The organism is Luteibacter sp. dw_328 (assembly GCF_018449605.1).
Taxonomy (GTDB): domain Bacteria; phylum Pseudomonadota; class Gammaproteobacteria; order Xanthomonadales; family Rhodanobacteraceae; genus Luteibacter.
Genome location: NZ_JAAVUW010000001.1, coordinates 949599 through 966312 on the forward strand (window position 1 = coordinate 949599; position 16714 = coordinate 966312).

The following is a 16714-nucleotide window of genomic DNA, read 5'->3' on the forward strand; positions in this document are numbered from 1 at the left end:
CCAGCATGAAAGTCCTCGTCACCGGCACCGCTGGCTTCATCGGTTCGCACGTGGCCATGCGTCTGCTCGAGCGCGGCGATGAAGTGATCGGCTTCGACAGCCTGTCGGACTACTACGACGTGGAACTGAAGAAGGCACGGCTGGCACGTTTCGCCAACCAGCCGGGCTATACCCATATCCACGCCGATCTCGCCGACCGCGACGCCGTCGAAAACGCCTTTGTCACGCACAAGCCGCAACGTGTGGTCAACCTCGCGGCGCAGGCCGGCGTGCGTTATGCCGCGGAGAATCCGCACGTCTACATCGCCAGCAATGTCACCGGCTTCCTGCACGTCCTCGAGGGCTGCCGTCGTCACGGCGTGGAGCACCTGGTCTTCGCCTCGACCAGCTCGGTTTACGGCGCGGATACGCGCATGCCCTTCTCCGAGCACCAGCCGACCGAACATCCACTGACGCTCTATGCCGCCTCGAAGAAAGCCAACGAACAGATGGCGCACAGCTACGCGCATCTCTACGGCGTGCCCTGCACCGGCTTGCGCTTCTTCACCGTCTACGGCCCCTGGGGCCGCCCGGACATGGCGCTGTTCCTGTTCACCAGGGCGATCCTTGCCGATGAACCGATCCAGGTTTTCAACCATGGTCATCACAAGCGCAGCTTCACCTATGTCGACGACATCGTCGAAGGCGTATTGCGCACGCTGGACCAGATACCCGAAAAGAATGTGAACTGGTCGGGCGACCGACCCGATCCGGGCTCCAGCGGCGTCGCGCCCTACCGTATCTACAACATCGGCAACGAAAAGCCGGTGGAGCTCATGCAGTACATCCGGGTGCTCGAGAAATGCCTTAAAAAAACGGCACGCATGGAAATGCTCCCCCTGCAGGCCGGTGATGTACCCGACACCGAAGCCAACGTTTCCGCCCTGGTCCAGGCCACCGGCTATCTGCCCAAGGTGGACGTCAGCGAGGGCGTGGGCAAGTTCGTGGATTGGTATCGGGGTTACTACCGGGCGTAGGACTCGCCGCACAACAAGAACAACAACAACACACGACTCACGACGCTGGGAGATACACCCCGTGATCATCGACTACCTCGACAGGTCGGCCGCTGCCGACTATCAGGCGGATCTCTGTGTCATTGGCGCGGGCCCTGCCGGCATCGCGATTGCACGGTCCTTCATCGGCACCTCGACCACGGTCTGCCTGATCGAAGGTGGCGGCCTCACTGGCGAGGATCGCAGTCAGTCGCTCTACGAAGGAAGCTCCGCAGGGAGCACCCCATTCGACGCCGGCACCTCGCGCATGCGCGTCTTCGGGGGAAGCTGCACGCTCTGGGGTGGTGGCTGCATCCCGCTGGCCAATACCGATCTCGAGCCGCGCGACTGGGTGCCCGATAGCGGCTGGCCGTTGCGTTATGCCGACCTCGCACCGTGGTACGCGAAGGCGCGTGAGTTCTGCCAGATCGAGCCGGAACACGCGTTTCGCCCCGGAACGTTCGACGGGCCGACGCCGCGAGTCCCGCTCGATCTCGACGCCGAGGCCATGGTCAACTTCATCTTCGCGCGCAGCCCGATCACCTTCGGTGACGCATACCGCGACGCCCTCGGCCAGGCGGCCAATGTCACCGTGCTGCTGCATGCCAACGTGATGGAACTGCGCGCGAGCGAGAACGCGACGACGGTAACCGACGCCACGATCGGCTCGCTCGACGGGCGGCGCGGGCACGTGCGTGCGCGGCATTACGTACTGGCCGCGGGCGGCATCGAAAACGCGCGCATACTGCTGCTCTCCGACAGTGTGGCGCCGAAGGGATTGGGGAACGATCGCGACCTTGTCGGCCGCTACTTCATGGACCATCCCAGCGGTGCAATCGGCAGCATCCGGTCGGAACACCCTGACCGCCTCACCCGGCCCTACGAGCGCACGATAGGCAAGATACGCGCATCGGTCGCCTCGGAAATCGGCCTTTCACCGGCAGCCCAACGCGAGCACCACACCCTCAATGCGCGCGTCCATCCGTTCGCGGTGGAGGGTGACGTACCCCGCGGCATCCGCGCCCTGCGCGATGTACGCGCCGCGTTGCGCCCGCCGGCGCGCGATGAAGCCACCTTGCTGGAAGCGCGCCTTTCAGCGGCCCTGCAGAACGGGCCAGGCGGTGCGGCAGCCATCGCCATGCCACAGAACCTTGCGATCAGTGCGATGCGACTCGGCCTGCACATCGGTGATGTCATCCGCGCGGTGGCGTCAAAAGTGAGCGACCGTCCCACGGTGGGCAGCGATCGCGTGGAGCTCGTCGGCTTCTTCGAGCAGGCCCCGAATCGCGACAGCCGTGTCACGCTCGACGACACGCGCGACGCACTGGGTCTGCGCCGTGTCCGCGTGGACTGGCGCCTCACCGAACTCGACCGGCATACGCATCGCGTACTCGGTGCATTGACGGGCGATCGCCTGGCGCAGGCCTGCGCGGGACGGTTCGACGCCGCTGCATGGACAACCGACGTCGATGCGCCTTCGGAAGTGCACGGCACGGCGCACCACATGGGCACCACGCGCATGGCCGAGGACGCGACACAAGGCGTCGTCGACACCCAGGGCAAGGTCCACGGCGTCGCCAATCTTCATGTCGCCGGCAGTTCGGTGTTCCCCACCGGTGGTTGGGCATTCCCGACCTTCACTCTGATCGCGCTGAGTCTTCGTCTGGCGGAACAACTGCGTGTGTTGTTGAGCGTCGCCGAGTCCGGCCTGTAACGCTGGTGTTACAGGGGGGCGATACACCGATGCATCAGGCGGCCGTTTGGCCTAGCCGTGCGACGACCGGAAGTGCAATCGACAGAACGTGCCCAGGTTTCTAGCCTCCATGTATCGACACGTTCGGACAACGTGCGGAGGGGAACACGATGATCCGTCTTTTCAGACAGCCGATCGTTCGCTGGCTTATCCTGATGGGTGCCTGTGAACTGCTGTTGCTGGCCGCCTCGCTCAACGTCGCGACCTATATCCGGTTCGCCCCATCGCCCGACGACCTCGCCGCATCGACACAGACACTGACCGCGCGTGCGGTGATGTTCGCGGCGGTGATCTTCTTGGGCATGGCGGCACTCGGCGAATACCGCTCCACGTTGCGCATGAGCTGGCGGGGCCAGCTCGCACGCCACGCCATCGCCTTCGTGCTGGGCGGTCTTGCCCTGGTGGTCGGCTACTACGTGATTCCGCAGGCCTATGTCGGTCGCGGCGTGCTCGGCATGGCACTGCTCATCGCCTTCGTCGCCACGGCGGCCTTTCGCGGCCTGTTCATGCGACTGGTAGAGATGGAGTCGCTGAAGCGACGCGTGGTGGTGCTAGGCGCGGGACAACGCGCCGCGCAGATCCACAACCGCATGCGCCGTCGCTCGGACCGCCGCGGCTTCTGCCTCATCGGCTACCTGCAAGGCCCGAACGAAACCGTCATGGTGCCCGAGAACCTTCTCCTGGCGCGCGATGAATCCTTGGCCCAGCTCGCGCGTCGCGAACACCTCAACGAGATCGTGGTCGGCGTGGACGATCGCCGCGGCAGCCTGCCGATGGACGACCTCCTCGCCTGCCGTCAGCTCGGCGTGCAGATCACCGACCTGACGACCTTCGTCGAGCGCGAGGCGGGTCGTGTGCAGCTGACCATGCTCGACCCTTCGTGGCTGGTTTTCTCCGGCGGCTTCAACGCATCACCGGCGGCTGTCTTCCTGAAACGTAGCTTCGACATCGTCGCTTCGCTCGCGATCGCCCTGCTCTGCTGGCCAATCATGCTTGGCGTGATGCTTTTCATTCGCGTGGAGTCCGGACGCGGCCAGCCCATTTTCTACCGTCAGGAACGCGTCGGCGAGCATGGCCGTCCCTTCTGGCTCTACAAGTTCCGCAGCATGCGTACCGACGCCGAGATGGACGGCGTGGCACGTTGGGCAAAGAGCAACGACGACCGGATAACGCGCGTCGGCCGGATCTGCCGCAAGCTACGCTTCGATGAGCTGCCGCAGCTGTGGAATGTGATCCGTGGCGACATGAGCATCGTCGGTCCGCGCCCGGAACGTCCGCAGTTCGTGTCGGACCTGGAAACGAAGATCCGCTATTACAACCTGCGCCACAGCATCAAGCCGGGTCTCGCCGGCTGGGCGCAACTGAGCTATCCCTACGGTGCTTCCGAGGAAGATGCCGCGGAGAAGCTCAAGTACGACCTCTTCTACGTGAAGAACCACAACCTCTTCCTCGACATGGTGATCCTGATCGAGACGGTCGAGGTGGTGTTGTTCGGCCGCGGAGCGCGCTAAGGCGTGGATGCCATGCTGACGGTTTCGGTCGCGGCATCGTCGTCATCCGTGCCGCCGACGGGAATCAGCGACCATGCGATCACCGCGACAATCACCAGCGCGGCAAGCCAGAGCCAGCGAGTGCGCCATGCCCGCAGGGGCGTTTCCTCGAAGCGTTCGTCGCCACCCTGCGTGCCTGAAGCAGCGACGGCCGCGGTGGGCAGATCGTTCTCGACATATACGGCGGTTTCCGTGCTATCCGCCACTAACACGGCAGTACGCGGTAACGCCGCCGCGCCGGGCAAGCGCCCATGACGCCGGTGGAATTCCATCGCCGCGCTGTATTGAGCCGTAAGGCGCTGAAGACGCGCGGCGGCGAGGGTGTCGGCGCGGCTGCCGCGACGGCGATCCGGATGCCAGGCTGCAACGTGTCGCCGGTAGGCCTGCTTGAACTCGGCCAACGAGCAGTTCGGCTCCAGGCGGAGCTTGCCGTAAAGGTCGAGAAAGTCGGTTTCATCGGCCACCGTGCGGCTCCCCTGTCGCGACGTGCACGACGTATCGTCGTGCGAACCGTCGCCCGGCCAAGGGTGGCCCACGCCCGGACACCTTGCAAGTACAACTTTTGGAGAGGGCCGATGCGCCAGGCACGCCGATTCATGCTGGCAGGGCTCCTGCTGGGAGTATCTGTCATGTCATTCGCCACCGATGCCCCACCCCCCTCGCTCGGCGCCCACGTCTTCCTTGGCCAGGGCGAGGGTCTGGGCGTCAGCCCTGCCGTGACGCCGGCTGTGGACACCCAGGCAACCGGAAGCGTGTTCGTCGTGTTCAACGCGGGCTACAGCAACAATGACAGCCCACCGGTCGATAGCTACGGAAACCGGTGGAAAGCCTTGGGCCACCCCCTCACCTATGCCGACTATGGGGATCGATTCGATGTCCGCGCCTATGTGGCCGTGGCGGGAAAAGGTGGTCCCGCGCACACGGTTTCCATTGCCAAGCCCGGCGAGCCCAAAGGCGAACTATCTTTACCCTTCGTCGAAGTGCGCAACGCATCGCGCGTACAGGCCTTTGCGCAGAACTACGCTGACAAGGCACTCATCGTCGCCAGTGACGACATCACCGTCGATGGCCCGGCGACGCTACTGGCTTTCTGGTGGGGCGACGGTGGCGTCAAGAGCATGACGGCAACACCTGGCGACGGCTTTCAACTCATTGATGCCTTCGTGCAGCTACCCGACGAAAGTGGCGTCCAAGGCGCGGTGGCCTGGCGTCAGGTGAATGCCGCAGGTACCTATCGCGTGCATTGGACCGTCGCACCCGTGCAAGGTGCCGCCCTCTGGATCATCGCGATCCGCTGAGCGGCTGTCCGATTTCGGACGTTCGTGAGTGCTGACGGATCGCCTGCGGCCCTTTCGCGTCGCCGCTCGATTCAAATGACGGACAACATGAGGTCGATACCTGTCACGGTACCTGTCCGAAATCGTACGTTGGCGCCTACAACCATCGACCTATTTTCTTCGCAATTACATGGGATTAGCTTTGGTTCCCGACACCCAGGGCCGCGGCGAGTCGAAGGAAACGCCACGGAATATGCAGGGAGCAAGGCCGCTTCAGTCTGCGCAGGGACGCCAAGGGCACGGAGGCCTCAGACTGAGCACGAACGCGCAAGGGACGCTGGATGCATAGAGCGCACCTCGCACGCGGCCCCGCGGTGTCGACCCACGAGAAACCCCGTCAGAACGTAACGCGAACCCCCACGTTACCTGCCCAACCCCGCATGCCATAGCTGCCGACGAAGTGCTGGTACGTGCCTTCACCGAAAACCTGAACGTGCTCGCCCAGCTGGCTGACCGCACCCGCAGCCACCTTGTACGCATTGCCCACGCGCCCCGATCCGAAGCGATCGGCAAGGCCCCAGTCCGCACTGGACACGTCCGCGCTCGGGTCGCCGTTGCTCGTATGCGTGAGATCGAGGTTGGCGTACGGCATGAATACCGGGTTGGCAGTGCGCATGAGGCGTGCGCCCACCGTCTCACTCGTCTGCTTCGCGGTACCCAGGCGGACGTCCAGTCCATCGCCGTCGGTGAAGTCGCGGAAATTCAGTGACTGGTGCTTCAGCTGGAAGCGTGGCTCGACGGTCCATTCGTCGCCCAGCGCAAACGGCATGCCAGTCTCGACCGACATGATCCAGCCATTCGCACGCACCGTGCCGACGTCACCGCCCCGCAGGTCCGTGCCGACATCACCACGGTAGCGCGTGGAACCGAGCACACCGTCGACCCACAGGCCGCCGCCATGCTGCCAGGTCATCCAGGCAGACATGCCATTGGCGTTGTACTTCGCCGAGCTGTTGCCGTCGGCTGCCTTGGGTGTGACACGCGTCGTGCCGTGGTCAGCTGCCCAACCCGCGCGCAACGTGCCGTTGTCGCCATCGAGCGCGATGAGGCTGCCGCCGACCTGCAATGCGTTGACCTGCTGGTCGAAGTCGTAGCCGTAGCGCTGGAACGACAGGTTCGACGTGTAGCGCAGCTGGCCGCCCAGGTAACGTGCGAACACTTCGCCACCGACGGGATCGTGCGACGAGCCGTTACGCAGGTCACCCAGGCGCTGATGCAGACCGTCGTTCATCATGTCGCCGTAGGTCAGCAGCGCTGCCGGTGCGGAAAGGTACGACGGCAGCTGCGGTACGACGGCGACGCGCCCGTTGTCGGGCGGAAGGACGGGATTGACCGGATTGCCCGGATCGCCGGGGTTTTCCGGATTGCCGGGGTCACCCGGATCGACCGGCCTGGTCGGATCCACAGGATCGCAGTCCACCTGACAGACGTAGCGGTTGCCTAGGCGGTAGTCCCAGCTGAGCGTGCCATTCGCAAAGGCGCTCTGCGTCGGGTCGGTCGCTCCCGGACCGAACGCGTGCAAGGTGTACTGCCACGGGCCGGCAGCCACGTAGCCTCCGCGCAATGCAAAAGCATCGGCACGGGAGGTGCCGGCAACCTGGACCAGCGAAATACCTTCACCCGCTTCGACGACACCGTTCTGATTGACGTCGGTGAGTGCGCCGGCACCCGTTGGTATGACCATGATCTCCGTGGGACCAGTGGTCGTGACATTGCCTTCGATGAGCAATCGATCCGTATGCTGCGCGGTGAGCGCGCCGCCTTCATTGAGAACCGAGTGCAACGTCAGGCTGCCACCCGTACCCATGAGGTCACGGTGAACCGTCAATGCCTGGGCGGTCGAACCATCGCCCAGCGTCACGCCGCCTCCGTTGAGGACGAGCGTATTCATCGACGATGCGCCGGTCATGGTCCACCTACCGCCGTTGGCTACCGTCATGGCGACGCCGCCCTGCGTGCTGCCGCGCATGTCTCCGCCGTCGAGCGTGCTGTCGATCCGCCCGGTGGCCGCATCGAGATCGCCCACGAGTGAGCTACCCGCAAGGAGATTCAACGTGACGCTCGCTCCGCCCGTCACGGCCACCCCGCCGATCAGGTTGCTGTCCGATGCCGTTATGCTCGTGGATACCGCGCCGTTGGCCTCGATTGACAACCCGTTACCGCCGATGAGACTGCTACCGTTCGATAGCACAACATCGGACGCGTTCATCGTGGCATTGCGCGGCGAGACGAGGATTGCGCTCCCCGCACCACCCTGCACGGTCGATCCGTTGATCACCACATGCCTGCCAGAAGGCGCGTTGTCGCCGAAGCGGTTCTCACCCAATATCAGGATACCGTTCGTCGTACCCGCGATACTGCTGTTGCCCTTGATGTTCACCGTGCCATCGTAGAGGTTCATGCCCGTGCCGTTCGTCCCCGTGACGGTCGATCCGGCATCCAGCGTCAACACGCTGGCGTTGGCGATCGAGGCGCCGGAGGTCGTACCGCTGATGTGCGAAGCACTCACGTCCGCACGTGTCACCAGATCTGAGCCAGGGCCACCTGAGGAACCGCCGTCGTTGCTCATATGCAGGCCCACACCGTCCGTCGTCGCCACCTGCGCATTCGTCATCGTGAGCGTCGTGCCGTTATGGATCCTCAGCGCATCGTCCGTCGCACTACTCACTACTCCGGAGTCGACAGTGACCACGGAATGGAACGCCTCGATGGCCAGCGTCCTGCCCTGAGGGGCGACCGTCAACGTGGCGCTATAGAGCTTCCAGGCCTCTTCGTTGCCGATCGGCGTGTTGATCACCGTAGCGCTATCGCCGGGCATCAGGTTACGAGCAAGGACGGGAGAGGTAGGTAAGGTCAAGGCCAGCGCAATGGCCACGAACAAGCGCGCGCGACCCGCGTGCGAGATCTCTGAAATCATGATGGAATCCTTTAAAAAGCGGGCGCCGTGGTACGGTGAAGCGAGGCGCGATATTCCATCACACGTCGCCCGATCGGGCTATTGGGATTACTCCTAAAATCCGTACTTCATGAGCTTCGCATGGGGCGGAGTTACGCCGCATCCGATGACGGAGTTGTGAAAAAAGACACTGGCTTTCACGGCTTTTTCGTGCACCCGCGTCGCAAATCCGGACGGCACTGTCCGATATCGGACAGTGCGAATGGCGACGCGACGCGAGTTCGCCTCGATCGCTCACTTACCGCAGACCCTCGGTGTCCGATTTCGTACACGCGCGCCTACAACGGAAGGCCTATTCTTTTTTCCCCACACAGGGATAGATTGCATTTTCGGTATCGGAGTTTTTTCCCAGTGCAAGGAGGCATGCCATGTCCATTTCGTTCCGCAAGAAAGCTATCTCGTCCGGTGGCTTCGTCGTCGATCGGCGCGCGCGCAACCTGAGCCTGGACGGGCGCACGATCGGTGCAATTCCCACACGTCGGGTAGGCGAACGCGGTGTCGCCCTGAAGAGCAGTGTCTTCGCAGACATCGTCTCGCCGGTCGTCGCCGCCAAGGTGCTCGCTACGGTGCCTCCGTCGCCCCTCCCACCCGACAACCTGGTCCTGGCATCGTTCGCGAGTGCCGACGATCCGATCGACATCGAGTGGGGCGGTTTTGACGACGCTTACCCGGGAGACAAGCTCTCCTATCAGCTCGACGGCATCGAGTTCGCCACTCACGAGGTGGGCGCTAACGACCCACCACCCTACGTCGGAAAGCTGGAGAAATCGCTGCGGACGGAAGGCACTCATACCCTGACTGTGATTTACAACGGTGCGTCGGGTTCTGCGGAGAGCGATGCCGTCCCCATTGCTTTTGACTATACGGAGCCGAGCCGCGGGTATGTTCTTGCACCTCTCCTGTTTGACGAAGCGGACGACATTGAGGGATCGGGCATCACGGCCGCCAAGCTCCGCACGGACGACAACGGCGTCAAGTACATCTGGGCCGAAGTCGCAGGTTATGCGGGCATCGCGCCAGGCGATCGCATCCACTTATTCTGCAACGGCAAGGAATCGAGCGATGTCGGTCTCGCGGTGGTCGTCGACGAGCATATCGAAATCCACATCACCGAAGCCTTCCTGAAGGAGATCAAGGACACACCGACGGCGAGCTTCACCTATACGAGCGAAGATCGTGCGGGTTTGACGTCTCTGCCGTCGCAACCGGTAGTAGTCGCCATCCAACTGGCGCAGATCGCGACCCTCGTCGCGCCAACGGTACCGTCGTACGACAACGATCCGGACGACCCCGACAACGCGCCGCTCATCGACCACGCCGACGCGCGTGGCGGGGCGAACGAGGGCTTCGTCGTGGTCGTTCCGTGGAACGACGACTACCTGCCGGGCGACAAGATCATGCTATCGCTCGATGGCGAGAACGCCGGACCCGTAGACCTCGGTCCGGATGGCGAGGACATGGAGATACTGTTCCCCTTCGTGGGCACGCATAAAGTCTGGCTCGCTGGCTCTACCAGCGGTACGGAAGACAAACGCGTGCCGGCCAACGTCACCTACACGGTAATACGTGGCCCAGCCTCCGCGGGCACTTCACCCACGCATGCTGTCGTCCTCAACCTGTATCAGAAGGCCGTCGACCCCGATCCGGAAACGCCTGTCAACGAGCGATTGCAGGTACCGGTGGTCGTCTCCAAGTCGGGGGTGATAGACGAAATTCCGATCGGCGATTTTGCTATCGATGGCAACACACTTCAGATCGAGAAGCTCACCGATGCGGCCTATACGCCCATCGGGCCGGCCTTCGAGATAGGCGACACGCTGCGCATTTATTATGGCGCCCAACCGTTCTTCGCCTTCGACGTCGCCACGCTCGACCCACCCAACGATCCCGTGAGCGTGCCCATTCCGGCGAAAACGATCCAGGACGAGGGAAGTGGCGATTCGGTACCGGTGTGGTTCGAAGTCGTACATGCACTCGCCGACGGCGGCATGAACGTCAATCTTTCGCCCACCAAGACCATCAAGGTCCATGGGACCGACACGCAGCCCGGTAACGGCCACCTGGACGCGGGCAACTTTGCCGACAAGGATTCGGACGGCAGAATTCCTCAGCATCCTTACCACTACACCAGCACCCGCTTCGAGATTCCCGACTACACGAATCGGAGCGCTGACGACAAGATCGCCGTGCACTTCGAACTCTACAAGGGCCCGGTGCACGCGACAGATGAGAAGCCTTACCCCGACCATGACTGGGATCACGAGCTCGCAGCCGGCGAGGCCAAGCCGATCGTGGTCACTGTACCCAGCAACGTGTACAACCTCTATTCGGATGCCAGCGGACTCTCGAAGTACATTCACATCCATGCCACATATACCGTGACGAAGCTAAGTGGCGACACCACGCCGGTCACGTCTGACCAGGCCAACGTGGCGGTCGACAGTCGCTTCTCGGATGGCCCGGAGTTCTGAATTGCGAGCACTAAGCGATGTCACGCCAACGCGTCAGGCACGCTGACTCAAGGAGTACACCGATGAAGGATCATCTCGCGTCGCCCCGCTTCGTCACACGTTACGCCGCCTTGCGCGCGCGCCGACGGCCGTTGTTACTGCCAGCGGTGGCGCATCCGCAGGGTACCGATGCCAATCTGCCGCCCCCGATCATCCACGGCATCTATAACGGCGGGTTGCGCCGCGATCAGTTGCTGGGAGACTTCGCTACCGTGCAGGTTACCGTGGGGCCGTGGGACTACGCTGACCTGAGCGACACCATCCTGCTTCACTGGGGCGACCAGTGGACGCAGAGCTTTCCGGTCAAGGACACCAACGGTGCGCAGCTGCTGTCGATCCCCGGCGTCGACATCGCCGGGGATCCGCTCGGCAACGGCGACCATTACAGCGGCGAAGGCACCCAGACGGTCTGGTACGAGGTGCGCACCGTCGGTGGCGAGCACCCGCCTTCATCCACCCAGGACGTCGTGGTCAAGACCGCGCGACCGGGAGGCGAAGATCCGCGGCCGGATACACCGGTCAACGACAATCTCGGCGCACCGACCGCCAACCCCGATCCGGTCGAGGAGGGTACGACCGGGGTCACCTTCTCCGTGAGCCCCTGGGCCAATATCACCACGGACGACAAGCTGACCCTGGTCCTGGGCGGGTATCGCTTCGATTTTCCCGCGATCGCCAACACCATTACGACACAGACGCTCATCCTCACCGCCGAGCAGATCGAAGCCATCCACGGTGGCCCGCAGACGCCGGTCACCTACGAGATCGTCGACCGTGTCGGCAATCGCTCCGGTTATGCGCCGTATCTGCTGCTCGATATCTGGCTTGAAGCGGGCGACCGCCTCGAGAAGATCGAACTGTTCGATGACGCCAAGAATCCGATCGAGGGTGCGATCGACCCCACGATGATCGCCGGCTTTGCGCGAGTGCCGCGCTACACCGGCTGGAAGCCCGGCGAGAGCGTCACGGTCGTGCTCGAAGGCGTCGACAGTAACGAACAGACGCACGAGACCACGCTCGGACCCCTCGCCTGGACCGCCTCCGACTACTACCTCGACTTCGCCCTGGCCGGCAGCGACCTGCTCGTCCTTGCCGGCGGCATCGTCCGCGTGCACTACGAAACCAGCAACGGCGGCATCTCCTACCGCCGTCTTTACGTCGTCGATGCCCTGCCAGAGATGCTACTACCCGAGGTCATCGTGATCGGCGAACAGGCTGGCGAACTGCCGCTGGATGCCATCACCGGCGACTACGTCAGCATCGTCATCCCCGACAGCGAGGCGCTGGTCGACTTCTCGCGCGTCACCCTCACCATGGAGGGCACCGGTGATATCGGCCCGGTGCGCGAAGAAGAAACCCACAACGTCGGTCAAGGCGAAGGCCACACCTCCTACACCTTCGTCTGGACGAAGACGCAGGTGAGCAAACTCCTCGACCACCCGGCCACCTTCAGCTACACCATCCGCACGCTCGATGGCACGCTGGCCATCCACCCGTCCGAGCCGCACGACCTGCTCATACGGAAAACAGGTGCGCCCGGCCAGCTCGCCCCACCCGTCGTCCTGGACCTGATCGACGGCGCGGTGTCGCCCACGCTGCCGAAACTCCGCTTGACCGTGCCTGCCGGGACCGCGAGCGTCGCCGGTGCAACCGTCGTCACCACCGTCGCCGGCCGGACGACCGAAACCCGTACCGACCGCATCTTCGACGACGGAGAGACCCTCACGGTCGACTTCCCCGGTTGGCCGGCCGTCAACGATGGCGACGCCAAAGCCTCGTACACCATCGACGGCAAGCCGTCGCGGGAAGCGTCCTTCCAGGTCGGGGTCGCGCAGCCTTTCTCCATCGCGGAGACGCCGATGACACTGGATATTGGCGACAGCCAGCAACGACAGCCCACCGGCGGCACCCTGCCCTACGGCTACGTGTCCCTCAGCACGACCGTCGCCACCGTGGATGCCGACGGTGTCGTCACCGCCAGGGCGGCCGGCTCGAGCGTGATCACCGCCAGCGACGACGCAAACCACGCCGGCTCCTACGATGTCACGGTGAGATCGGCCTTCGCCATCGATCGCACACCGATGGTTCTGGATATCGGCGACACCAGGCAGCGCGAGGCCACCGGCGGTACGCGCCCGTATCGATACGCCTCCAGCGCGACCACGGTCGCCGTCGTCGATGAGTTCAACGGCACCGTGACGGCCAGGGCAGCCGGCCCGGCCACCGTCACTGCATCGGACGACGCTGGCCACTCCGACTTCTATAACGTCTCCGTCAATCCGTCCGACGTCATCGAGCTGCTCGCACCCGTACCGGACTTCGTCGATTTCAATGGGAAAATCGACATCGGGAGAATCAACGCGTCGAAAGGACTGAGGATCGTCGTCAAGCAGTTCCAGGGCATGGCAATCGGGCAGACGATTGAACTTTCGGTCGTCACGGCTTTTGCAACCAGTTCGCTAGGCCGGCTGAAAGTCGCCATCATCGAGGATCAGGAATTCTTCTTCCCGAAAAGCGACATCGAAAGGCTCGTCGCCGAACTACAGACCCCCGCGGCGGGTTTTGAGTATCTGGTGACCTCGACAGGAGTCCACGAACCTTCTCCGTATACCGAGGTGCTTTTCTATATAGGCTGAGCTTTCGCGACCGTCACGGTCTACCTCGGCTGAAGAAGGCGCCTGTGAAAGCAGCATCATCGACTTGAAAGGAATCATTATGCGAACCTCTGTCGTCAAAGCCATCCTCCGTGCGTCAGCAGCGAGTTGCCTGGTCATGGGGTGGTCAGTTGCGATCCATGCCACGGAACTGACACAACCGATAAGCATTACGGGAAACGTAATCGCACCAACGACCGCTCCTGGCGCCAAGGCGACCCTGAGCCTTATCCAGGATCCCCAATCCAACCTGGGCGTCAACTGGTCGTGGACGACGACACCGGTCGACTACGGCAACGAACAGGTGCTTGCAGGGCATTTCGTTGGCCTCCTGATCAGGAATAGATCGCTGCACAAGTGGCATCCCTTCAAGGCCATCGTCAACGCCACAGCGACAACCTGGGGACAAGCCATCCAGGCCGTCCATGACCGGTATCCCGTTGGCAAACTGAAGGAACCGGGTCCCGTGCTATTCGAAAGCGGCACCTGGTGCGTGATGCTGGCTGAGGCTTACGACAGGACCACCGACGCCGATCTCAAGATGGCACCGGGGACGCCGGAAGAGTGCGAAACCATCTCATCCGAGAAGGCGTCACCGTGACCCCGTATCCCGCCCGACGTAGCCGGACGCTCCTGCTCCTGTCGCTAGCCGGCTCTGCGCTTGCACCGGCGGAGGCATTCGCGTCGATGTCGTTCAGCGCCACGCCGACGCAATTGAGCATCTACGTCACCGCAAACCTGCCGGGGTCGGCAGGCGGAAGATCGTGGACCGCGCTGGTCGGACCGGTACGGTCGCGCGACAAGAAGCTGATCGTCGGCCCACCCACCTATGCCTTCGCAGGACAAGCCTGCCAGGCAACGATCTTCGGCTGTAAACCCACCCCTTGGGCGACCGTCGAATCCGCATGGGTTCAAGCGTTCGGCGCGAGCTCGATGACGGCACCGCGGCTGGACATCAATGATTGGCAGCCGGGAGATCAGGTCTGCGAAGGTACGGCGCACGTAGAGTCCTACCTTCCCAGCTGGCTACCAGCGCCGGCGAATATCACGCTTACGGGATACTGCTATGCACTGCCCGATCCCCGGCCTGTCCAACCGGTGTCCTGTTCGGTCGCGTTGCCATCGCCTCTTGCCCACGGCGATATGACGGCCTCGCAGGTAAATGGCCGTGTCGCGTCGACCGATCTCGCCATCTCATGCTCGCGTGCCACGACCGTGCACATTCGCGCTGTCCTTGGCACGACCCAACTGACATCGAAGGTACCCGTGCGGGCTGATGGAAGCATCGCCGCGACCCTGACGATCAACGGCGCGGATGGGGCCACGGGTGCATCCGTCCCTGTTTCAACAACGACAACATTCAGGCTGGCGTCGACCCTCGCTTCGGAGGCGCCCACGCCGGGAACCCTTCAGGGGAACGCGGTACTGATTGTGGACATCCCATAGAGGAAGGAAACCATGCACATGTCACGGATAGACCATTCATGCATTGCCTTTGCACTTCTGTTCGCCGCGACACAAGGGCACGCGGCAGTTAGCGGCCTTCGTCAAGGCGAGGCCAGCTCAGGGGGACGCGCCTGGCCGCAGCCCGCATGCACCGTATCGTCACCTACTCCATTGGCTCACGGCGACATGGATGCTGTCAGTGTCAACAACAACGTTTCCAACATGGAAATATGGATTTCCTGCTCCGTCGCGTCGATTGTGACCGTGCGCGCCTTCCTGAGCACGAGCGATCCGACGTCAACCGTGCCCGTGCGGCCGAACGGCACGATCACGTCGCGACTCACAGTCAACGGTATGGATGGCGCTACCGGCGTGAATCTTTCCATTCCAGGCGGCGGCCGATGGCCAACACCTCCAACGAAAGTCGTTGTGACATCGACCCTGGCTACGGCTGCACCAACCGCTGGCGACCTGCAAGGTACTGCGTTGCTGGTCGTCAACGTTCCTATCATCCCAGATCCTTGACCACCCTGCCCGCACCGCGCATCCCGCCTGCTCTCGCCGCACCGAGTGAATCATCATGAAAACGCTAAGACTCTTCATTCTGGCGCTGACACTCATCGTCTGCATGCCGGTCATGGCAGGACTCAGAATAGATAACATCATTCCCGACCCGAACGGGCCGTATCCGGGATATTCATTCTCGTTTCGAATCACCTATACCCCGGATGCCCAAGATAACGTATGCATGAGCGGTTCCGGATGCGCCAACAACTATCACAGCAGGGGACAACTCTGCTGGGTAGCAGATCCTTCCGCCACCACGTGCGATCCGGGAAGCTGGTATTCCCTGGCGGGACTTTCCATCGCGTTGCCCCCTTGTGACACCGCGAGGCAGTTCTTCACCACATGCATGAGAGGCAGTGCCGTCGTTAACGGACGAGGGTATTACACCGCCAACCACCCTCCATTGTCCGGTTACTGGTGCGCAGGCGCATGGCATACCAGTGCCGCCAATTCGCACATGAACATCTATCCGGGCTCTTGCGCCAAGGTGGGCGAGGTAGCCCTTAGTTGCTCCATCACCCCACCGTCGCCCCTGGCTCACGGGGACGTGTCGGTCGCCGGTGTCATTGGCGACTCCGCCGAGAGCACGGCCACCGTCCTGTGCAACCGCAGTGTGACCGTCATAGTCAGGGCGATCGCCAGTCCAGGCAGTCCGAGTTCGGTGGTGCCGCTACGTGCCGATAGCAGCATTACCTCGAAACTGACGGTCAACGACCTCGATGGCGCGACTGGCGCGAGTATTCCTGTCACGGCCAACTATCCGGTCACCGTCAACCTGAGGTCGACGCTGGCTTCAACGCAACCTTCCCCGGGAGCCGTACAGGGCAATGCCGTCCTGGTCCTCGATGTTCCATGAGCCCTCAGCCATTTGCCCACCCCGGCTAGCACGCCAGTTGTATATGCCGCC

General features: G+C 63.0%; 12 protein-coding genes. 10 read left to right on the forward strand and 2 right to left on the reverse strand.

What is annotated here, in order from left to right; all coding sequences use genetic code 11:
* Nucleotides 1-5 precede the first annotated feature (5 nt).
* From HB634_RS03995 to HB634_RS04005, 3 genes are all read left to right on the forward strand, one after another.
* On the forward strand, nt 6-1016 hold the full coding sequence (locus HB634_RS03995; protein WP_063572852.1) for an NAD-dependent epimerase: 1011 nt from the start codon (nt 6-8) through the stop codon (nt 1014-1016).
* 61 nt (nt 1017-1077) lie between these two features.
* Nucleotides 1078-2748, forward strand: a complete 1671-nt coding sequence (locus HB634_RS04000) for a GMC family oxidoreductase (protein WP_213947632.1) — start codon at nt 1078-1080, stop codon at nt 2746-2748.
* A gap of 149 nt (nt 2749-2897) precedes the next feature.
* The gene (locus HB634_RS04005) at nt 2898-4298 is read left to right on the forward strand and encodes a TIGR03013 family XrtA/PEP-CTERM system glycosyltransferase (RefSeq protein WP_213947633.1); all 1401 of its coding nucleotides are present in this window, start codon (nt 2898-2900) and stop codon (nt 4296-4298) included.
* Here HB634_RS04005 and HB634_RS04010 read toward each other — a convergent pair.
* Nucleotides 4295-4801 (reverse strand): J domain-containing protein, encoded by a 507-nt coding sequence (locus HB634_RS04010; RefSeq protein ID WP_213947634.1) that lies wholly within the window; start codon nt 4799-4801, stop codon nt 4295-4297. The two genes, HB634_RS04005 and HB634_RS04010, sit on opposite strands and share 4 nt — an antisense overlap.
* Before the next feature lie 165 nt (nt 4802-4966).
* Here HB634_RS04010 and HB634_RS04015 point away from each other — a divergent pair, with 165 nt between their 5' ends.
* A complete protein-coding gene (locus tag HB634_RS04015) occupies nt 4967-5635 on the forward strand; it encodes a hypothetical protein (RefSeq protein ID WP_213947635.1) in 669 nt (222 codons plus the stop codon).
* A 376-nt stretch (nt 5636-6011) separates the two neighbouring features.
* Here the strand turns inward: HB634_RS04015 and HB634_RS04020 are convergent, their stop codons facing one another.
* The gene (locus HB634_RS04020; protein WP_213947636.1) at nt 6012-8591 is read right to left on the reverse strand and encodes an autotransporter outer membrane beta-barrel domain-containing protein; all 2580 of its coding nucleotides are present in this window, start codon (nt 8589-8591) and stop codon (nt 6012-6014) included.
* A gap of 407 nt (nt 8592-8998) precedes the next feature.
* Here HB634_RS04020 and HB634_RS04025 point away from each other — a divergent pair, with 407 nt between their 5' ends.
* The 6 genes from HB634_RS04025 to HB634_RS04050 all read left to right on the forward strand — a co-directional run bounded on the left by HB634_RS04025 (nt 8999) and on the right by HB634_RS04050 (nt 16663).
* The gene (locus HB634_RS04025; protein WP_213947637.1) at nt 8999-11101 is read left to right on the forward strand and encodes a hypothetical protein; all 2103 of its coding nucleotides are present in this window, start codon (nt 8999-9001) and stop codon (nt 11099-11101) included.
* A gap of 62 nt (nt 11102-11163) precedes the next feature.
* Entirely contained in the window at nt 11164-13776 is a 2613-nt protein-coding gene (locus HB634_RS04030) for an Ig-like domain-containing protein (protein WP_213947638.1), read from the forward strand.
* Between the two features lie 79 nt (nt 13777-13855).
* Nucleotides 13856-14395, forward strand: coding sequence for a hypothetical protein (locus tag HB634_RS04035; protein ID WP_063571284.1), 540 nt, complete (start codon nt 13856-13858; stop codon nt 14393-14395).
* Nucleotides 14392-15240 (forward strand): hypothetical protein, encoded by an 849-nt coding sequence (locus tag HB634_RS04040; RefSeq protein ID WP_213947639.1) that lies wholly within the window; start codon nt 14392-14394, stop codon nt 15238-15240. The genes HB634_RS04035 and HB634_RS04040 overlap by 4 nt, the downstream gene beginning before the upstream one ends.
* A gap of 186 nt (nt 15241-15426) precedes the next feature.
* Nucleotides 15427-15765, forward strand: a complete 339-nt coding sequence (locus tag HB634_RS04045) for a hypothetical protein (protein ID WP_157503926.1) — start codon at nt 15427-15429, stop codon at nt 15763-15765.
* Between the two features lie 223 nt (nt 15766-15988).
* Nucleotides 15989-16663, forward strand: a complete 675-nt coding sequence (locus HB634_RS04050) for a hypothetical protein (protein ID WP_213947640.1) — start codon at nt 15989-15991, stop codon at nt 16661-16663.
* The last annotated feature ends 51 nt before the right edge of the window (nt 16664-16714 follow it).